The organism is Lysinibacillus sp. UBA6686 (assembly GCF_002455205.1).
In the GTDB taxonomy this organism is placed as follows: domain Bacteria; phylum Bacillota; class Bacilli; order Bacillales_A; family Planococcaceae; genus Lysinibacillus; species Lysinibacillus pakistanensis.
The window spans coordinates 1-17,223 of sequence record NZ_DKJS01000042.1; the positions used below are offsets into that span (position 1 = coordinate 1).

At 36.7% G+C, this 17,223-nt stretch carries 19 protein-coding genes and 1 pseudogene; 2 read left to right on the forward strand and 18 right to left on the reverse strand.

Features of this window, described 5'->3' with window-relative positions; translation table 11 throughout:
• The 5 genes from B2R82_RS10805 to B2R82_RS10825 form a co-directional block, all read right to left on the reverse strand.
• Positions 1-1,402, reverse strand: a 1,402-nt coding sequence (locus tag B2R82_RS10805; RefSeq protein ID WP_286924858.1) for an NCS1 family transporter, incomplete at its 3' end; no start/stop codon positions are given.
• A gap of 142 nt (positions 1,403-1,544) precedes the next feature.
• Positions 1,545-2,807 carry an NAD-dependent dihydropyrimidine dehydrogenase subunit PreA gene (gene preA / locus B2R82_RS10810; RefSeq protein ID WP_286924859.1) on the reverse strand — a complete coding sequence of 421 codons (1,263 nt, stop codon included), beginning with the start codon at positions 2,805-2,807 and terminating at the stop codon, positions 1,545-1,547.
• 81 nt (positions 2,808-2,888) lie between these two features.
• The gene (locus B2R82_RS10815) at positions 2,889-4,256 is read right to left on the reverse strand and encodes an NAD(P)-dependent oxidoreductase (RefSeq protein WP_286924890.1); all 1,368 of its coding nucleotides are present in this window, start codon (positions 4,254-4,256) and stop codon (positions 2,889-2,891) included.
• A gap of 99 nt (positions 4,257-4,355) precedes the next feature.
• Positions 4,356-5,759 (reverse strand): dihydropyrimidinase, encoded by a 1,404-nt coding sequence (hydA, locus tag B2R82_RS10820; RefSeq protein ID WP_286924860.1) that lies wholly within the window; start codon positions 5,757-5,759, stop codon positions 4,356-4,358.
• 44 nt (positions 5,760-5,803) lie between these two features.
• Positions 5,804-7,048, reverse strand: a complete 1,245-nt coding sequence (locus B2R82_RS10825) for a Zn-dependent hydrolase (RefSeq protein ID WP_286924861.1) — start codon at positions 7,046-7,048, stop codon at positions 5,804-5,806.
• A gap of 140 nt (positions 7,049-7,188) precedes the next feature.
• On the opposite strand from B2R82_RS10825, the gene B2R82_RS10830 reads away from it, so the two are divergent.
• On the forward strand, positions 7,189-8,358 hold the full coding sequence (locus B2R82_RS10830; RefSeq protein WP_286924862.1) for a PucR family transcriptional regulator: 1,170 nt from the start codon (positions 7,189-7,191) through the stop codon (positions 8,356-8,358).
• A gap of 291 nt (positions 8,359-8,649) precedes the next feature.
• Positions 8,650-9,558: pseudogene (locus tag B2R82_RS10835) on the forward strand (aldehyde dehydrogenase family protein); the annotation flags it as partial.
• Between the two features lie 153 nt (positions 9,559-9,711).
• Here B2R82_RS10835 and B2R82_RS10840 read toward each other — a convergent pair.
• From B2R82_RS10840 to B2R82_RS10900, 13 genes are all read right to left on the reverse strand, one after another.
• On the reverse strand, positions 9,712-10,062 hold the full coding sequence (locus B2R82_RS10840; protein ID WP_286924863.1) for a DUF378 domain-containing protein: 351 nt from the start codon (positions 10,060-10,062) through the stop codon (positions 9,712-9,714).
• Between the two features lie 230 nt (positions 10,063-10,292).
• The gene (locus B2R82_RS10845) at positions 10,293-10,778 is read right to left on the reverse strand and encodes a methylated-DNA--[protein]-cysteine S-methyltransferase (RefSeq protein WP_286924864.1); all 486 of its coding nucleotides are present in this window, start codon (positions 10,776-10,778) and stop codon (positions 10,293-10,295) included.
• Positions 10,762-11,679 carry a DNA-3-methyladenine glycosylase family protein gene (locus B2R82_RS10850; RefSeq protein ID WP_286924865.1) on the reverse strand — a complete coding sequence of 306 codons (918 nt, stop codon included), beginning with the start codon at positions 11,677-11,679 and terminating at the stop codon, positions 10,762-10,764. Before B2R82_RS10850 ends, B2R82_RS10845 begins: the two co-directional genes overlap by 17 nt.
• Positions 11,676-12,248, reverse strand: coding sequence for a bifunctional transcriptional activator/DNA repair enzyme AdaA (locus B2R82_RS10855; protein WP_376781189.1), 573 nt, complete (start codon positions 12,246-12,248; stop codon positions 11,676-11,678). Before B2R82_RS10855 ends, B2R82_RS10850 begins: the two co-directional genes overlap by 4 nt.
• A 16-nt stretch (positions 12,249-12,264) precedes the next feature.
• A complete protein-coding gene (locus B2R82_RS10860; protein ID WP_286924866.1) occupies positions 12,265-13,035 on the reverse strand; it encodes an isocitrate lyase/PEP mutase family protein in 771 nt (256 codons plus the stop codon).
• A 433-nt stretch (positions 13,036-13,468) separates the two neighbouring features.
• Positions 13,469-14,080, reverse strand: a complete 612-nt coding sequence (locus tag B2R82_RS10865) for a Type 1 glutamine amidotransferase-like domain-containing protein (protein ID WP_286924867.1) — start codon at positions 14,078-14,080, stop codon at positions 13,469-13,471.
• Positions 14,081-14,311: 231 nt separating this feature from the next.
• On the reverse strand, positions 14,312-14,641 hold the full coding sequence (locus B2R82_RS10870) for a hypothetical protein (RefSeq protein WP_054771477.1): 330 nt from the start codon (positions 14,639-14,641) through the stop codon (positions 14,312-14,314).
• A 143-nt stretch (positions 14,642-14,784) separates the two neighbouring features.
• A complete protein-coding gene (locus B2R82_RS10875) occupies positions 14,785-14,997 on the reverse strand; it encodes a sporulation protein Cse60 (RefSeq protein ID WP_286924869.1) in 213 nt (70 codons plus the stop codon).
• A gap of 152 nt (positions 14,998-15,149) precedes the next feature.
• A complete protein-coding gene (locus B2R82_RS10880) occupies positions 15,150-15,689 on the reverse strand; it encodes a hypothetical protein (RefSeq protein WP_286924871.1) in 540 nt (179 codons plus the stop codon).
• Positions 15,690-15,802: 113 nt separating this feature from the next.
• Positions 15,803-16,291, reverse strand: coding sequence for a DUF5906 domain-containing protein (locus B2R82_RS10885; RefSeq protein WP_286924873.1), 489 nt, complete (start codon positions 16,289-16,291; stop codon positions 15,803-15,805).
• Positions 16,292-16,332: 41 nt separating this feature from the next.
• Complete coding sequence (locus B2R82_RS10890) at positions 16,333-16,674, reverse strand: hypothetical protein (RefSeq protein ID WP_286924875.1); 342 nt, start codon at positions 16,672-16,674, stop codon at positions 16,333-16,335.
• Positions 16,675-16,676: 2 nt separating this feature from the next.
• Positions 16,677-17,039, reverse strand: coding sequence for a hypothetical protein (locus B2R82_RS10895; protein WP_286924877.1), 363 nt, complete (start codon positions 17,037-17,039; stop codon positions 16,677-16,679).
• Entirely contained in the window at positions 17,032-17,178 is a 147-nt protein-coding gene (locus B2R82_RS10900) for a hypothetical protein (protein ID WP_286924879.1), read from the reverse strand. Before B2R82_RS10900 ends, B2R82_RS10895 begins: the two co-directional genes overlap by 8 nt.
• Between the last annotated feature and the right edge of the window lie 45 nt (positions 17,179-17,223).

The following is a 17,223-nucleotide window of genomic DNA, read 5'->3' on the forward strand; positions in this document are numbered from 1 at the left end:
CAACTGTTATCCCTAAATATTTTTCATCATTTGGATCTTCTATTTCTGCTTGAGGGTATTTTTTAAACCACCAATACTTTGCTAACACATAATAAACGAATGCACCTACAAAAAAACCAACTAATGACGAATAGGTTGAGAGGATATTTGCTACTGCACCACCAATTACCCAGGCAATCAAACCAGCCATATTAAATCCATTGAAATATTTAAACTGCCCCTCTAACTCATAAAGTGCCTTCACATCCACACGACGTTTACGGATTAAATAATAATCAGCAAATAAAATACCAACGATTGCAGTTAAAATACCACCTATAATTAATAGGACATTTACCATCACATCAAATAAGCTCCATGGTTGTGCGAGAATACCGATAATTCCAGCGATAACAACCCCTACCCAGAACGGTACTTTTGGCCCGCCAATATTGGAAAAAATAGTGGCTGCAGGCACTACATTTGCAGAGGTATTTGTCGACCATTGTGCTAACACAATCATTAATAGTAAGATGCCTAATATAAATCCACTTGCACTTTGCTGTAAAGCATTAATGGGATCAGCCGAGGCAACAGCCATATAGCATACTGCTCCTATTGTGACAATAAATGTGTTTGTAATCGGCATAACAATTAGTGAACCAACAAGCTGTGTTTTATTCCGTTTGAACCAGTTACGCTCATTTTTAGGTGCTTTAAAGAATCTTGACAATGAGGGCATATCAGCCGCCAGTGTTGCCCAAAAGCCCATATTTGCCATCACAACGACCATAAAGGCGGTAAAGGCGGCAAAGCCTGTTGTTGGGGCTTCTACCCACGTCCAAATATTTTTCCCTTGAGAAGTTGCATTATCTGCCAATGTGTAATACATCCAACAAGAAATTAAAATAATGACAGGGGCTGCTAAATCAGCAAAGCGCTCAATGGATTTAATGCCCAGAGATGTATTAAAAAGCTGCAGTGCTGCAAACACAAGGAAACAGATAAACCAATTATCAAAACCAAAAAGTAAATTTAAAATACCGTTAATTGCTAATGCCCCAAAATACGTATTAAGTCCAAACCAACAGGCAGCTGTAACGCCACGAACGAGGGAAGGTATATGGGTGCCAAATGTACCAAATGGTGCACGCATATAGACAGGAAAAGAAAGCCCATGTTCTATACCAATATCACCTATTAACGTCATAAAGACACCGATTAAACAAGAGCCTATCAATGTAGCTAACATTACCATTGGCAATGGTAAGTTAATAATTGCTGATCCACCAATTGCAAAAGCCGCTAATACAATGGCCATTCCGATCCAAATTACCGCAAAACCAAATGTTCCAATATTTCTTTGTTGATGTGTCACTGGAAGTAAATCTGGGGATTTTAAATAATTCCCTTCACGTTCCATTCTGTTTCTCTCCTTTTTTCTCTAATTTCCGTGACAACTTACATGAGGTTAATCCTTCCTTCAACCATAGTGTTGCAGGAAGATGGAATTTAGTTTATCCGCATAAATGTGCAGTAAATGTCCTTAGTAAAAACCTTTAGGATTATTTCGCAAGACTACTAATCAGTGCTTGACGTTGATTCCATGTCATTGGCGGAATGGTAGATTTTCGTTCCACCATTGTAATAGCACTTTCTACTGGGCAGACAATAGAGCATAAATTACAGCCTACACAATCCTCCTCTCGAACTTTTAACATCGGGCGACCATCCTCTGTATAGAGGTCAATACATTGATGTGATGTATCTTCGCAAGCGATATGACACTTGTTACAATTAATACAAATATCATTATTAATTTCAGCGACAATTTTATAATTTAAGTCTAAATCACCCCAGTTAGAGTATCTTAGAACGGAGCGACCAACTAAATCCATCACTGAAGCTAGGCCTTTATCATCTAAATAATTATTTAGACCATCAATCATATCCTCAACAATACTAAATCCATGGTGCATTGCTGCTGTACAAACCTGTACCCCTGTCGCACCCATTAAAATAAATTCAGCTGCATCCTGCCAATTAGAGATTCCACCAATACCTGATATCGGGACATTGACTAAAGGATTTCGGGCACACTCTGCAACCATATTAAGTGCAATTGGTTTAACTGCAGGTCCACAATAACCACCATGTGCACCCTTACCTGCTACATGAGGTACTGTATTCCATGTATCTAAGTCAACACCCGCTAAGCTGTTAATTGTATTAATCATACTAATAGCATCTGCTCCACCTCTTGTAGCTGCTTCTGCCGTTACCGTAATGTCGGTAATGTTTGGCGTTAGCTTCACAATTACAGGTGTACGTGCCGCTTCCTTTACCCAGTACGTTTGCTTTTCGACCAATTCAGGGACTTGACCAGAGGCAGAACCCATCCCTCGTTCTGCCATCCCATGTGGACAACCAAAGTTAAGCTCAAGACCATCAACCCCCACATCTTCTACACGCTTCACAATTTCATGCCACTTTTCCTGCTTTGGCTCCACCATTAAAGAGGCAATAATCGCATGATTAGGAAACTTCTTTTTAGTCTCATAAATTTCTTGTAAATTTACTTCTAACGGTCGATCCGTAATCAATTCAATATTATTGAAGCCTGCTACTCGCTGGCCATTATAGCTAACAGCTGCAAAACGGGAGGATACATTTAAAATTGGCTCCCCTAATGTTTTCCACACTGCACCTCCCCAGCCTGCTTCAAAGGCGCGCTGTACTTGATAACCTGAATTAGTTGGTGGCGCGGATGCTAGCCAAAATGGATTCGGCGATTGGATGCCCGCTAAATTAATTTGCAAGTCTGCCATATAAGTTCCCCCTTTATCCTGATTGGTGAAACTAACAATCAGTGAAGGATGTGGAAAACCCCCACTGTTTGAAGGTTCACATTATGCAATCTCACTTGGTTTTCTTAAATGTTCATGAATCTTATATGCTGCATCTTTCCCTTGCTGCACAGCAGTCACCACCATCGCTTCACCCTGCCCATTGCCAAAGACAACATCACCACAGGCAAATACTTTGTCATTAGACGTTTGCATTGTCGTCTCATCAATATCGACAACACCGTTCGTATGTGCTAAACCAAAGGCTTCAATTAATGAAACAAAACGAGTTTGCCCAATTGCTTTAATGACTGCATCCACTTCAATAATAAAATTAGAGCCCTGTACTTCTTCTGGTCTTTGTCGGCCATCAGGACCTGCCTCACCGAGCTTCATTTTTACACATTCAATGCCTGTCACCTTGCCAGCTTCATTCCCAATAATTTTCTTCGGTGCAGTCAGCCATTTAAATTCCACACCATCCTGCTTGGCAAATTCATATTCAAATTTGTAGGCTGTCATTTCTTTTTGTGTTCTGCGGTAAAGAATTTGTACATGTTCTGCTCCTAATCGCACCGCACTTGTAGCACCATCAATCGCTGTATTCCCAGCACCAATAACAGCTACCTTTTTCCCAACGACATCATTTGTAAGCGGTCCCATTTTTGTTTTTCGAACAAACTCTATCGCATCATGAACACCTTCTAAATCTTCCCCTTCAATACCTAGATTCGGTACAGCCCCCATACCAACAGCTAAAATGACACTGTCATATTGTGCCAAAATTTCATCTACAGAAATATCCACACCGACCGTTGTATTCGTTTGAATGGTCACACCAAGCTGTTCAATTTGCTCCACTTCCCAATCCACCACTTCATTAGGCAAACGGAATGCAACAATACCATAGCTTCCCAGACCACCAGCCTTTGCTTCTGCCTCATAGATTGTTACTTGGTAGCCTAAGCGACCAAGCTCACGTGCTGCCGATAAACCAGCAGAACCCGCCCCAATGATGGCTACTTTCTGTCCGTTATTTTGCCCTGGCTTAAATAGCTGTGCATTGGTTTCCATCGCCCAATCTGTTGCATAACGCTGTAACTCACCAATTTTAATTGGCTTTGTAGAAGAATTTAAGACACACGCCCCTTCACATAATTCCTCCGTTGGACAAACCCTTGCACAGCTTGCGCCAATGGGATTTGCTTCTAATATAGTCGTAGCAGAACCCTTCATATTACCGGATGCGATTTTTTTTATGAAATTAGGGATTTGAATACTTGTCGGACAAGCTTTAATACATGGTGCATCATAGCAATACAGACAACGGTTGGCTTCCTCAATAGCCTCATTCTTTGTCATTTTGCTTTTTAATTCCATAAAATTACGTCTAAGCTGCATGGTCATTGCATTTTCTTGATTCGGAACCATTTCCACATCCCCCTCATGTGAGCATTTTTTCCATACACCAATTACTAGACCGATTGCTTTGCTCTCCACCCAAAACAATCGGTCCTATACTGAAGGAAGCTACATGTTAAGCGCTTCCACAGCTACTGTTTTTAATGGACGTTTAATATATTGTCCGCTACCAAGTACTCCGACAAATTCTTTATTTTTAATGACATATTCCCCACGTACCAGTACACTAACTGGCTCACCTGTTACTTCCCAGCCTTCAAATGGGTTATAGTCGACATTCATATGATGTGTTTTAGCAGAAATTTGACGTTTTACCTCTGGATCAAAAATGACGATATCCGCATCAGAACCGATAGCAATTGTTCCCTTTTGCGGGAATAACCCAAATATTTTTGCTGCGCTTGTAGAAATCATATCAACAAATTCATGGATCGAAATTCTACCTTTTGCAACGCCCTCGGAATATAAAATGCTGAAGCGATCTTCAATGAATGGCCCACCATTTGGTATTTTCGAGAAATCATTTAAGCCTAGCTGCTTTTTGCCCTTAAAGCTAAAGGAACATTGATCAGAGCCAATTGTCTGAAGCTGTTTCGCCTTTAAGGCATTCCATAAATGTTCTTGATGATATTTCGGACGAAGTGGTGGTGACCAAACATATTTTGCTCCCTCAAAGCCCGGCTGCGCTAAAGCTGATTGATCGAGCGTTAAATATGGTGGACACGTTTCACCATAGACATCATAGCCTTTTTCACGAGCAGCAATAATTTCATCCACCGCTTCTTTACATGTTACATGTACTACATATAACTTTGCTCCCGCTATATGAGCTAATTCGATGGCACGCTTTGTCGCCTCGCCCTCTAATTCGGCTGGACGAGTTAAAGCATGATAAATCGGCTCCTTATGCCCAGCACTTCTTGCTTCCTCCACAAGCTCATCAATGACAGAGCCATTCTCACAATGCACCATCACCACTGCTCCAAGATCCTTGGCAATTTTAAAGGCTTTAAAAAGTGTACGATCTGTCGCTTGGAATTCCTTTGCATAAGCCATAAAGACTTTGACAGAGGTAATACCTTCTTGCTCTAAAATTTTAGGCAATTCAGCTTCAGTTTCAGATGTTAAATCACCAATCATCAGATGGAATCCATAGTCAATCGCTGACTTTCCTTTGGCCTTGTCATGCCATTTTTCCACGGCTGCTGATAATTTTTCTTCACCTGCTGTTAAACAAAAATCTAAAATAGTGGTTGTCCCACCAAAGGCTGCCGCAATCGTACCTGATTTCCAATCATCATCTGTCACCGTATTATTGAATGGCATATCTAAATGTGTATGCGGATCAATTCCTCCGGGTAACACGATTTTACCAGTGGCATCAATAATTTCGGCGCCATCATCGGTTAAATGTTGTCCGATTTGAATAATTTTTCCGTTGTCAATTAAAATATCAGCCTCAAATACATCCGCAGCAGTAGCCACTCGCCCACCTTTAATAATTTTTTTCACAGTGCTCCTCACCCTTCGTTACAAAATGGAGATTACTTGATTTTTTAATGCCATGTATAGGTTTCATTCATACTAAATTTTGTTTGTAGCGTTAGAACTGTTTCTAGTAAGATATCAGCTCCCTTAGCACAATCCTCAAAGCTCGTTCTTTCCTCCTCACAATGACTTCTCCCTTGAATACTTGGAACAAAAATCATTGCGGAAGGGACCATACTAGCCATATACTGGGCATCATGTCCTGCTCCACTAAACATACGATGAGCAGAATAACCAAAGCTCTGACAGGCACTTTCTACCTCGTTACAAATCGCTGCATCAAAATATACCGTATCCCTACCCCAAAGCTTAACCGGTCGAATGCTACAGCCCTCTACCGTTGTCGGAAGAGTTTTAAGAATATCTTCAACCCGCTGCATTACCTCTGCCTTTTGATGGCGTGAATCAATTGTAAATGTCACTGTATTTGGAATTACTGTATGAATATTTGGTGAAACATTCATGCGGCCAAAGGTATAAACGAGTTGTTCATCAATTTTTCCTAACTGGTCATGTAACTCTGTTATAATTGTGGATGCAACAATCATTGGATCTTGCCGCATGGACATCGGGGTAGTACCAGCATGGTTGGATTGCCCGGTAACGGTAATTTCATAGCAAACCATTCCAAGTACTCCCTCAACAACACCAATTTCATGCTTCATTGCCTCCAATACTGGCCCTTGTTCTATATGCAACTCTAAATAGGCAAGCGCTTCATTCAGACGATTTTCTTGCTCTCCCTCATAGCCACTTGCTCGTAATGCTTCCTCAAAGCGAATTCCATTTTTATCAGTGGATTGTAGCATCTTTTCTTTCTCAAATTTTGATGTAATGACACCAGAGCTCATCATCGCAGGATCGAAACGAGCGCCTTCCTCATTTGTAAAATTAACAATCATCAGTGGAATGTCTAGCTCAATATCGTTTTCCTTAATTGTTCGAATGGCCTCAATAGCTGTTAATACCCCTAATACACCATCAAATTTCCCCCCTTTTTCTACTGAATCTAAATGTGATCCCAACACAATTGGTGGAACATCCTTTTTTCCTGGTAGAATGCCATAAATATTTCCCATATCATCTATCTTTATTTCCATCCCTAATTCTTCACAACATTCACAAAAATAGTTTCGTGCTAAAACATCTTCATTTGAAAGAGACAAACGGGTTACGCCACCATTTTCAGTAGCTCCAAATTGACTAAATTGTTCAATTAACTCTTGCAATCTTCTACTATTACACTTATACATATGCAAGTCCTCTCTTTCACAGTAGTTAATAAACATTCTAAAATAGATAAAAATTGAGAGATATGGATAGAAAACTAAAAAAATCTGTGCATCTGCACATGATATATGGTAAGTTATGTTCATAATTAAGGGGGGAAAATATGGGGACGATTCGCAAAATTGTAGAGGGAGATCAATTCCCAATGCTCACATTAGTAGCTGGCCATAGCGGAACGTATCGAAGAGTGAATGGAATTAACGTTGTAGAGAGTAGCGAGTTAATTATGTTTTGCAGACCTAATGAATTAGTTGTCACTACAGGTATTAATTTATCTTTACAGGGAGAATCCTTAGAACAGCTTGTTAAACTAGCATTCTCTAAAAAAGTAGCAGGTTTTATCATTAACCTTGGTCCTTACATTCCAGATATACCAGAATCAGTCATCACTTTTGCCAATGAACATGATTTCCCTATTTTTCAAATGTCATGGAGTTATCGGATCGCCGATTTACTCAAAACAACCTTTCAATTTATTGCCAATCAACAGCAAGAACTTTCAATGGAAGAAAAGGTCCTTTACAACTTACTTTTTCACTACAAGGACAACGATAACAGGCTGAAGGATCAATTATTACAGTTAGGATTTCCACAGGGAAGAGAGCTAGCTATTATCTCTTGTACAACCATTGGAGGACAGGCTAGTATTGATCGCTATGAGGTCATCCTTCAATTTGCATTTCAAAATAAATATCAACGCTTTCTAAAACTAAAGCATAAAAATCACCTCATCTTTCTTATCGATAAAGCGCAAATTCACACATCAAATACACCCTTCTCAAAAATAGTTGAAGAAATCTACGAAAAAATTACACTAAAAAATGGTTACTTAGATCTTTTTATTGGTAAAGGAAACTGCTATAAAGAGCTTGATAATGTCTACAAAAGTTATGAAGAATCCTTAACGGTGATTCAATTAGCCAAGCTTCATAACAATCGTTTCTTATACAAATATAAGGAAATTGGTGCCTATCAAATCATCATGGCTGTACAAAATCAAACGCTAATTAAATCGTTTAACGAAGACATCTTAGGTCAGCTCTATCGCTACGACGACTTGCATGACACGGATTATGTACAATTTTTACGTATTTTTCTTGAGGAGAATGGCAGTACTAGTAAGATTAGTGAACGTCAATTTATCCATAGAAATACAGTTCTGTACAAAATAAAAAAAATAGAAACACTTTTAGATATGGATTTAAGCAATCCATTTACAAAAACAAATCTCTATATCGCATTTTTAATTGAAGATGTACTAGCACACCAATAACATTGGATTTTCAATCATAGACCCCTTCTAAATCATTCTATGTATTCATATAAAGTACAAATGGGAGGACTTTGTACGTTGTTGCCTCCTATAAATGCATGCTTGAAAGGAGTAAGTTAGCTTCAAAATTACTCTATCAAGAATAATGTGGTGCTATTTTATTAAAAAACATCTAATTTTAGGAAAAGATGAATTTATTTGCACGCTCTAACGGGGTAGGCTTTTTATCGAGGGAAATTTACCACTTCCTTAAAGACGCTTCTTTCTTAACCAAATTTCAGGGGGTATTGAATGGTAAGAAATACGGAAGTAAAAGAATTAGGTCACTATATTAATGGTAAGGTTGCTGCAGGTAAAAGTGGTCGCTTTTCAGATGTATACAATCCCAGTTCAGGTATTGTAATTGCAAAGGTTCCGTTAGCCACTAAGGGGGAAGTACAAGAGGCAATGTACGCTGCTCAAAAGGCTTTCCCAGCATGGCGCACCCTATCTGCTGGTAAACGCACTGAAATTATACTCAGGTTCCGAAGTTTACTAATTGATCGTAAGGATGCCTTAATAAACATGATATGTACAGAAAGCGGAAAAACCATTAAAGAAGCTAAGGGGGAAATAACACAGGGATTAGCATCTGTTGATTTAGCTATCAATGTTCCTCATTTACTGAAAGGTGAGTATGCTGTCAATATTGGTGGCAATATTAATGCCTATTCAGCTAAAGAGCCGATCGGTGTAGTGGCTGCAATTTCTCCTTTTAATTTTCCTGTAATGGTACCACTCGCAATCACAAGTATGGCAATAGCAGTTGGTAATTGTGTAATCCTAAAGCCATCCGAGCGTGTTCCTTGCTCTGCCCTTTTTTTATCTGAGCTTTGGAAAGAGGCCGGTTTACCAGATGGTGTATGGACAGTTATAAATGGGGATAAGGAAACGGTACTTGAACTTTTGGCGAACCCAGCAATTCAGGCTATATCATTTGTAGGTTCAACACCTGTTGCTGATATCATTTATACGACAGGCTCAAAATATGGTAAACGTGGAACTGCTTTAGGAAGTAGTACTGATATAGTTGTCTTGACTGACGCCGAATTAGAACAAGCTGCAAATGCATTTTTAGGTGCCGCCTATGGAGTTGCCTCTCAACACTGTATGGCGATTTCAACAATTATGCCTGTGGGTGAGGAGACGGCTAATAATCTATCCAAAAAATGGATTGAACAAGACAATGAATCTGCTTCATCTTTTGCCTTTCCAAGTAATCATTAAAGCAAGGCGTAAGCTGCTCTTCTGCTTACGCCCTGTCTAGCGCAAAAAACTGACGAACCAAATTGGTCACCAGTTTTTAAATCGCGATTACTTTTTGTTTTTAGACTTATTGGAAGGCTCTCTTTTTTCTACTTTCTTCACTTCAGTTGTTTCTACTTCAGTGAAATCCGCCTCTTCGCCAGCCTCCATACCGTAACTTGGATTTCTGTCTATACGCGTATGCGGATCAAAGTCTTCATCCTCCTCAAAACGCTTCATAAGAATCGGTATGGTTATGATTCCGGCTATCCCGACTAATGCATAAATCCATCTTGATAATACTGCCGTTTGCCCACCGAACAAATAAGCCACTAAATCGAACCTAAAGAATCCTATGAGTCCCCAGTTGATGGCACCAATAATGACTAACACTAAGGCAATTCTATAAACTACGCTCACATCTACACCTCCTTCATTTGTAATAAGAAGCCCGAATTGCTTCTAGACAAAAAAGTCCAGAAAAACTGTCATAACAGAGATAAAACTACAAATACTGATTGTAATCAAATCGCTTATTTTGACGGTCTTATTTTTTGCAATAACCGCTGTTTTATACAAAGGGCATTAGTTCTTACAACAAAGATAGGTATAAAGTTTTTTCGTTTAAAAAATATCCTAGAATTTAGAAGTTATTTTGGATTCAGATGTAAATTTTCATGCTGAAGTAGCCACTCTTTTCTCCACAGCCCACCTTCATAGCCTGTTAACGTTCCATTTGAGCCAATTATGCGATGACAAGGGACAACGATACTCAATTTATTTTTGCCATTTGCACTACCCACAGCTCTTACCGCTCTTTCATTGCCAATTGAAACAGCAATGTCTTTATAGCTTGCTGTTTCACCATAAACAATATTTGTTAAGGCATTCCATACATTTTTTTGAAAGACGGTTCCCTCAAAATCATAGGGAAAGTTAAATTCTTGACGCTCACCCATAAAATACTCATGTAATTGATGATGACATTCAACCAAGATCTGCGGTGTATCTTTATGAGGGACATTTATAAGCTGCTCCTGCTCTGAAAACAGAATAGAAACTATATGTGTAGCTGTTCCCTCTATTTCAAGTATACCAATAGGCGATTGATAATCTAATTTATAGCGTTTCATCATATAAAGACCTCCATAAATAGAAAGTGGCATATGCCTGCCAGCCTGTCCAATGCATGGCGTAACCAGTGATTTCTTCAATTGTTGGCTTCTGATTTAGTGCTAATTGCCTTTTTAAAGCATTATGAAGTCCCACATCTGCTATGGGAAATGACTCCGGTTGCAGTAAGCATTTCATGAGCACATAGTCAGCTGTCCAAGCACCGACTCCCCTAATCGATACTAAACATTTTTTCATTTCATCATAGGTTGCTTTTATAAGCAATTTTTCTTTCGATAATTGTCCAATGGCCATCATCTTAGCGATATCGATAATATACTCTGATTTTCTATGGGTAAACTGTAATTGACGTAAATCATCCACCTGGATTGTCGCAACTCTTTCGGGCAATGGGAATAGCCAGTAGGTTTCTCCCTTATACGTCACGCTTTCCCCAAATTGCTCCACAAATCTTCTCTTTAATGAGTATGCAAATGTTAAGTTAATTTGTTGTCCACTAATTGCCCAAACGAGTGCCTCAAATAAATCCGGCATGCCAATTATACGTAGTCCATAATAGTTTTGTACAAGAGGCTTCAATATACTATCCTCTTTAGCCATTTCATAAAAACTGCTCAAATCCTTTTCTAAATCAAACCATGCCCAAATATACCGAGCAATTTCTTCGTGACTTCCTTCAGATGGAACATGCATAGGAAACTCGACTTTGATTGAGTTTGATTGTAATTTAATTTGACATAAAATCGGTAGTCCATTTATTTTCAGCAATTTAAATAAATATCCATCCTTGATCCGATGCAGCACTTCCTGATTAGATCTTTTTAAGAAAATTAAACACTCTTCTGTATTGAATTCTTTTGGTGGATAAATCTCTATAAATTCTTTCTGACTCATCCAATTCATCCTCTTCGCTCCTTTTCACGATACTCATTAGGAGAGCATTGCTTCACATTTCGAAACACTTTATAGAAGTTTGAGGAACTTTGAAAGCCCGCTTCATAGCAAATTTCAAGATTAGAATAGCATGAGCTTTTTAAAAGGCAGGCAGCCTTATCTATTCTGATCTTGTCTAAATAGCTTCGAGGTGTTTCACCAGTTTCTTGCTTAAATAGGCGTTCTAGATGAAATGGACTGATCCCGATATGATTCGCAATATCCAGCAAGGTTAGTCTTTGTTTATACCCATTGATTAAGTAGGCGATTACATCTTTAATAAGCTGTGCATGGGGGGAATGCTCAATCTCAGGCTTGCACCTTTTACATGCTCGAAAACCAGCGTTTTCAACCTTTTGTCTATCATCGTAAAATTCTACATTTATTTTTTTGGGCTTTCTCGATTTACACGAGGGGCGACAGTAAATTTTAGTGGTTTTTACAGCCGTATAAAAGAGGCCGTCATACGTTTGATCACAAGCTATAATTTTTTCCCACTTTTCATCAAATGAAAGGTTAATTTTCGTGCCCACTACCATTCTTCCCCCCTTTATGTTATTTTTCATATAAGCAAGCTGTATTTTGCTCCTTCAGTATTTGGGAAGCATTCATTTTTAAATAGGCGATTATTTTATCTGACAATGCATTGCCGAAGCTAAATCGTTTAACCCCTATTTCTTTTAGTTTATGACAATCCGTTAGTCCTGGTAAAGAAAGTAGATTGATAGGGGCATCTATATTGGAGGTTATCGCCTTAATTTCCTCTTCATCTACCAATCCAGGAATAAATATACCACTCGCTCCGCTCTCTACATAGAACTTAGCTCTTTCGATTGTTTCACTGAATGGTTCCAGCATCTGAAAATAAGTATCTGTTCTAGCATTAATATAGAAATCATGATAACCTCGATTATCTAACATCATTCTCATTGCTTCTAGTAGATGACAGTGCTCCTTTAGACTTCGTAAGCCTTTTTGCTTTTTTAATGAATCCTCAATATTGATACCAGCAACACCGATATCTGCTGTTCTTAAAACATTTTCTAAAATGGTTTTCTGATCACTTCCATAACCTGCCTCAATATCTGCGGATACAGGTATTTTTACATTGTCTGATATGGCTTTAATAATTGACAAGTGGCGATCAAAATCAATTAGCTTACCATCTGCATACCCTAATGAGTTCGCAATGCCCCAGCTTGTTGTACCAATTGCTTTGAACCCAGCTTCTTCTAATAATAATGCAGATAACAAATCCCAAGCATTTCCTAGTATTAAAAGCTCCTTGACTGTATGTAGTTGATGGAATTCCTGAATTTTTGACATTATGTAGCCTCCTAATATTATATTAGCCATCATATTATCAGGAAATATACATTCAACTCGACCTCAATCTTGCTCTTATGGTCAGTTCATTTTTATGTTTTCTTTTATTGTCGTTACTAACATATAATATATTTACATAAAAAACTGGATTGATAGTAATCAAAAACGAATCCTTGTAAATCCAAAAGTGTGTGTTGTAGCCCATTCTAGTCTATAGACTTTCCAATGGGCTACACCTAAAACCAAAGAAATCTGTATTTATCCGAGTGCTTGGTCGCTTTTTGATCGCCCAAGTCGCCTCTTTTTTCTATTGAAACAAACTTTGAAGAACGTGATGTTAAGACTCCTGATTAAGGGATCTTTTTCATTGCATAATAAAAAGCCACGCTCATAGAACGTGACCTCTTCATAACCTTTACTTCTCATTAGATATTTAAATAACTTTAATATCATCATCTCGAACTAAAATTACTTGAGAATTTGATATTGGAGCCAGTGGAACTTTATTGTTGTAATTAGTAATTACCTCGTCAATCATACTACTAAAGAATTCATGTCCATAATGAGGAACAGGATATGACGAAATTAGATTTAAGCCTATAGTTGATTCTAATTGTGGTGCTTTGCTCATTTCATCAATATATTTTACATATTCAATATCAGGCGCCATTATTATTGAACCAGCAGACTCACCTATATATAGCTTACCAGAATTAACTTGTTCAATAATTAATTGATCTATCTCTGACCTTTTTAATTCTTGAAGTAAGAAAAATGTATTACCCCCAGATACATATATAAAATCATTTTTCCTTAATATTTTTTCTGCTTCAAATTTATCAGCTTTTGATATATCGAGTATTTCGACAATCATTCCCAACTCTTCAAAGGCCGTTTTTGCAGACTCTACATAATGTACTGCCTCTTCAACTATACTTGCAGTTGGAATAAAAGTGACTATTTTCCCTTCAATGCTCTCTCCAACGAAATCTTTCAAAAAATGACTTGCATCATAAAATGACGAAGATAAAAACATTCTTTTCATAAAGAACCTCCTAAAATAAGAACTTACGTTTCTATTTTTAGGGTAACAGGCTTTTTTAAAAAAATCAAACATCATTCAATATGCACAACTCATTAACAATGTACTCACCACCTCTCAAGGTATAATAAAAAGCACCTCATAATGAGATGCCTTAAATTAACTATTAGAATATTAATATTAAGTCAAACTTGTCCTAAATCTATATCTAATCTAGATCACTACATTGATTTTTTATGAAACAATCCACTTATACCCATCCTTCAAACTGTTAGTCAATGCCTGATGAACTTCTGCAGTAATAGTAGCCGTATCTTTTACCTCGATTACAGAGACCGTTTGTTTCTTTCCTGTTCTATACTGTATCTCCACTTTGAAGTTTTTCGTATTAGGTAATTGTTTAGAATCTAAATGAAAATTAGCTGATGTATAAATACTATCTGCAGTTCTTCTAATATCATTTATATTATTGATTTTTTCTATGATGTCGTCTTGTATTTCTTTTCTTAATTCTTTGTTTGTTTGCCCCATGTTGCGTCCTTGTTCACCTTTTGTACAAGTCATGAGTCTCCCTCTCTTCATCATTAGTTTTTAATTTAACAATTACTTACAGTAAAAATTATACAGGAAAAAACTTACTATAACAAAAGGAAATTATCTACAATTTTACACAAAATTATACCAAATATTACAGATGAACTAATATACTACGAAAAATTTGCTCTCATAATAAAAAGCCACACCTTGTTAGAAATAATAAGTGCTGTGTATGTTTTAATGTTGTTACTATTATGCAAAACAGTAGAAAGCTTTAGATCGATGTATGTTCCTTCTTGTAAATAATCTAAGTATGTATTTACTTTGTCTTCTATATCATATAAATCTTGGGCTTTAAGAATTTTGGTTCTTACTTTTGCCACTTTAATCATCCCCCATCTACCTATAATGAAGATTAGATGGAATGTATTATCAATATAAAAAGAGACTACCAATTTAGTAGTCTCAATTGCTTGTTTCTTCCATATAAAAAGTTATAACTCATTGTGAAATGAATCCCTCATTACAGATATTATTAATCAAAAAAATCATCTTTGAAAAAAGGTTCGATTCCAACTTCTCTAAATAAGTATTTAATTGGATGACAATCATGGACATAATTACTGTTGGGAATTAAAATTTTCTCCCTAAGTTCTTTAAATATTTGCGAATTAATTTCAGGAAACCAATCTTCATAAGTCAGACCTTTTTCTTCCTCAATCAAAATTAAGTACAATATAATAGTTTCAAATATATAAGGAAATTCTTGTTTAACTTTTTGATGGTGATCTAACAATGAAGTTAAATAGTCCTCAAAATTATAAAAGTTATCATTTTTACCAATATTGTATTTTAAACGTTCCTTCTCCGGTTTGAAGACAAAAGTTGATTTACTATACCAGTTTCCTAACATGCAAGCAAAAAGAAATAACGCATATTTTTTAGTCTCTCGATCATCATCATCAAAATATTTAAAGTACTCATCATAAATATAGGATTTCGCAGTGTCAAAGTAACCTATTTCAATTCCAGCTATAGTTTTTTTAACTTTTTGCACAATAATGTTTTCTGTCATAATTTAGTCTCTTTCTATGAAATTATAAACTTAATAAAGTTATGTTATAGATATTACCATAAATTTATAATTTTAGTAAAACAAACTTACTCTATATGCATCTGCAATCGTGTTTATATTAATTTTGCATAGTTAGTAAAATCAAATGGATCTTTGCATGTTTCACCTGTTACAAGCTTTTTAAGTACAGATGATTCTTTAATATAGCTCTTTGATATATCATCACCAATATTGACTAATTTTCCAAATAACTCAGCTGTTTTAAAACGTTGGTCTAGTTCTTTTAAATCCAATGAAGCTGTATTAAATTCACCAACTAATTTACGGATAATCTTTAAATAGGATGATTTACCATTACTACCGTTACCAGTGAGGACAAACATAGCTGCAAATTCATTTCGTCTAAATAAGATGTACCCCAAAAATTCCTCTAAGATGGACCGTGTCTTTTTATCATGAACTGCAATTTTATTTAAAGTACGATCTGTCACTTCATAATAGGCACCTGGTATATAAGCAATTGGAATTTTATTGCATGTAATTATATCCGGTGAAAAGTCTTGCAACTGCCAAGTTTCAAGATTAAATACACCATTTTTCATAACAATATATTGTGTTGATGCAAACTGTTTTTCTTTTGCATTTAGCTGATATATGCTAATGTTTCTTGTCGTCTAGCCCTGGTTAAAGATGAAATGTGTTTAACCATCATTCGTTCAATGTCTTCCTTACGATCCGAATACACACCGTCATGGTAAATATGCAGTACATTCGCTATTTTACAAATGTGATGTTCATTAATTAAAAAGTCACAGAATTTATCATGATGAAATACACCTTTGATGAAAAACGATTCTTTCATAAATGCTTCATCAAGTAAAATAATATTTAATTCACTCTTATCAACTGGTTGTTCTAAAATATAGTTGTTGATAATAGAAATGGTTTCTTTAATATCTTTCTTGGCCGTTCCCTGCGACTGCATTTTTAATATATAAGTAAATAGTTTATCGTTACGTCCGTCACCATCTGCAGCTTGGCCAAGTTAGGATTTTTCTTGTTATATGGATACAACCACGCTGGCAAAGGATCATGATCTTCACACTTTCGGAGCCATTTACGAACCTGACCATTTATTTTAAGTAGATCTGCAGTATTCTTTATTCCTAATTTATAATCACAATGAATGCCAATGTTGGAATACCATTTAATTTTATTTGCTGTTAAATCGTAGCCTTTAAAATAAAAATGCATGCCATTGTTTGTTTGTAAAACAGAACAATTGATATTCTTATCCTCTACTATGTCTAGTAGTATTTCTGCCTCCTCTATATCATCCACATCAATCATAAATAAAGTCGTCTTCTAAAATACCGACATAAGAATCTACCAATCTAACTGTATTGTAGGAAAGTAGCTTGCTACCATCTTTGAATGATGTGGCAGCATGCTTACCATTTCCTTTTAAATATCCCTTGTAAATTGCCATCACCTACTGTCGAAACCTTTTCACATTTGCAACGTATAAGAAAAA

Bases quoted from the DNA above. Each gene is read 5' to 3' on its own strand.
- B2R82_RS10880 (WP_286924871.1), bottom strand. From the start codon at position 15,689: ATGACAGAAAACATTATTGTGCAAAAAGTTAAAAAAACTATAGCTGGA.
- B2R82_RS10825 (WP_286924861.1), bottom strand. From the start codon at position 7,048: ATGTATAAGTGTAATAGTAGAAGATTGCAAGAGTTAATTGAACAATTT.
- B2R82_RS10900 (WP_286924879.1), bottom strand. From the start codon at position 17,178: ATGGCAATTTACAAGGGATATTTAAAAGGAAATGGTAAGCATGCTGCC.
- B2R82_RS10850 (WP_286924865.1), bottom strand. From the start codon at position 11,679: ATGAATTGGATGAGTCAGAAAGAATTTATAGAGATTTATCCACCAAAA.
- B2R82_RS10895 (WP_286924877.1), bottom strand. From the start codon at position 17,039: ATGATTGATGTGGATGATATAGAGGAGGCAGAAATACTACTAGACATA.
- B2R82_RS10870 (WP_054771477.1), bottom strand. From the start codon at position 14,641: ATGACTTGTACAAAAGGTGAACAAGGACGCAACATGGGGCAAACAAAC.
- B2R82_RS10860 (WP_286924866.1), bottom strand. From the start codon at position 13,035: ATGTCAAAAATTCAGGAATTCCATCAACTACATACAGTCAAGGAGCTT.
- preA (WP_286924859.1), bottom strand. From the start codon at position 2,807: ATGGCAGACTTGCAAATTAATTTAGCGGGCATCCAATCGCCGAATCCA.
- B2R82_RS10815 (WP_286924890.1), bottom strand. From the start codon at position 4,256: ATGGTTCCGAATCAAGAAAATGCAATGACCATGCAGCTTAGACGTAAT.
- B2R82_RS10885 (WP_286924873.1), bottom strand. From the start codon at position 16,291: ATGAAAAATGGTGTATTTAATCTTGAAACTTGGCAGTTGCAAGACTTT.
- B2R82_RS10890 (WP_286924875.1), bottom strand. From the start codon at position 16,674: ATGCAGTCGCAGGGAACGGCCAAGAAAGATATTAAAGAAACCATTTCT.
- B2R82_RS10865 (WP_286924867.1), bottom strand. From the start codon at position 14,080: ATGAAAAGAATGTTTTTATCTTCGTCATTTTATGATGCAAGTCATTTT.
- B2R82_RS10855 (WP_376781189.1), bottom strand. From the start codon at position 12,248: ATGGTAGTGGGCACGAAAATTAACCTTTCATTTGATGAAAAGTGGGAA.
- B2R82_RS10845 (WP_286924864.1), bottom strand. From the start codon at position 10,778: ATGATGAAACGCTATAAATTAGATTATCAATCGCCTATTGGTATACTT.
- B2R82_RS10830 (WP_286924862.1), top strand. From the start codon at position 7,189: ATGGGGACGATTCGCAAAATTGTAGAGGGAGATCAATTCCCAATGCTC.